The 2023-nt window shown below is 39.8% G+C and carries 1 protein-coding gene and 1 pseudogene; both read left to right on the top strand.

The window, feature by feature from the left end; all coding sequences use genetic code 11:
* Positions 1 to 108 precede the first annotated feature (108 nt).
* A complete protein-coding gene (locus VNZ46_RS01090) occupies positions 109 to 1323 on the top strand; it encodes an OmpP1/FadL family transporter (protein ID WP_325558217.1) in 1215 nt (404 codons plus the stop codon).
* A 17-nt stretch (positions 1324 to 1340) separates the two neighbouring features.
* Positions 1341 to 2023, top strand: a pseudogene (locus VNZ46_RS01085) (G-D-S-L family lipolytic protein); the annotation flags it as partial.

Here is a 2023-nt window from a genome sequence, read left to right as displayed (position 1 = left end):
ATGCATATTATTATATTAGCTTAAACATATTGTATGGATGAATTGTTGAGAGATTATAATTAATCTAATACACAAGAAACATATATTTTAAACAACTAACCAAATATCATGAAAAAGATTCTACTCAGTTTTCTAATGGTAATACCTGTTTGGGGATTTTCTCAGTCTTTCCAGGTGAACCTTCAGGGGCAAAAGCAAACAGCAATGGGCGGTGCAGGCACCGGAGTTGCTATAGACGAAGCTTCGGTATTTTTCAATCCGGGTGCTGTTTCCTTTCTTAAACAAAACGGTGTTCAAGGTGGGGTAAATGGTATTATGCTGAAGACTGCTTTTAACCAGACAGGTTCAAATTTAACAGAACATAACCAAAACAAATTACCCACTCCCTTTGCGGCATATGCTGTATTTGGTTCACCTGAAAACAGATTAAGATTTGGTATAGGTGTTTACACTCCTTTTGGAGGCGCAATGCACTGGGATCCTAATTGGACAGGTAAATATGCGGTGACTTCGCTTGATCTTCAGGCTATTTATATACAGCCAACTTTAAGTTTAAAGATCAGTGATAATATTGGTATAGGCGGTGGTTTAGTCTATTCGTTAGGTAAGGTAGACCTCCAACGTGCAATTCCAATTACCCTCAATAATGGAGAATCTTCCACAGCTCAGCTGAAAGGCACCTCCAAAGATTTCGGCTGGAATGCAGGTATTTATGTTAAAACACTTTCTGGTATCTCCATCGGTCTGACCCACAGGTCTAAAGTAAATGCAACGGTGAAAGATGGAGATGCGAACTTTAATATTCCTGATGCACTAAGGTCTACTTTTCCAACTAAATTTAACGCCACCTTGCCACTGCCGGCGACAAGTACGCTTGGTTTTGGTTTCTATCCTTCGGAAAAAACAACCATCGCTCTGGATATAAACTGGGTGCAATGGCATGTCTATAAAGATCTTTCCTTTGATTACGATAATAATGCCAGAATTCCAGATACACATTCTCCACGAAACTATAAAGATGCGGCTACTTTTAGATTGGGTATCGAGAATAAAGCGAATTCATTTCTGGCTTTAAGAGCGGGTATTGGTTATGCATTAACGCCTGTAAATGATGGTTATGTGACGCCAGAGGTGCCGGATGCCAATCGTTTATTACTAAGTGCAGGTATCGGACTTAAACCTTCTGATAGATTTGGTGTGGATTTCTCTTTCTTGTATGAGAATGTAGTTGCAAGGAGTGGAACCAATATAGAAACTGGATTAAGCGGTACTTTTAAAACTGTAGCTTATATTCCTGGTGTAGCATTATCCTATAAATTTTAATCCCAAAGAGAAAGATCATGAAATCACAATATTTTTATAAAAGCGTCTTAGCCCTGGCTATTCTTGGCTTAGCGTCTTGTAAGCCTTCCGCTGAATCTGTAAATACGGTTATACCTAATAAAGGGAATGCAGATTTTTCCCGGTATATAGCTGTCGGAAATTCACTTACTTCCGGATATGCTGATGGTGGCTTATATCTGGATGGCCAGAAAAATTCCTTTCCATTAATGATTGCCGAGCAAATGAAGACTGTTGGCGGGGGTAGTTTCAGTACAGCCTTCTTTCAGGACGGCCAGGCAGATGGATCGGGTTATAAATACATTACCGGATTTAATGCAGATGGAACACCAAAAATCGCAGATCAAAACACCCATACTGCAGTAAGGGGTCAAGTTACCATTCCCGGATTTGGTCCTGTAACACTGTTTACCAAATACACAGGAGACCTGAACAACTACGGCGTCCCAGGAATTAAACTGGCGCACATTACTTATGCGCCTTATGGCAATTTAAATGGATTCTATGAACGACTTCTGCCAGGCAACGCTGGTACAAATAATACTAAATACCTTGATTTTGTGACAGCTAAACCTTTTACTTTTTTTAGTATGTGGTTGGGTAATAATGATATTTTAGGCTATGCTACTTCTGGGGGTGCTGGTGATGTGCCAACTCCAAAAAGTGATTTTGCTGCATTGTA

It is taken from the genome of Pedobacter sp. (genome assembly GCF_035566355.1).
In the GTDB taxonomy this organism is placed as follows: Bacteria; Bacteroidota; Bacteroidia; order Sphingobacteriales; family Sphingobacteriaceae; genus Pedobacter.
This window is presented reverse-complemented; position numbering and strand designations above follow the sequence as displayed.

Coding starts and splice junctions, on each gene's coding strand:
- VNZ46_RS01090 (WP_325558217.1), top strand. CDS start 109: ATGAAAAAGATTCTACTCAGTTTTCTAATGGTAATACCTGTTTGGGGA.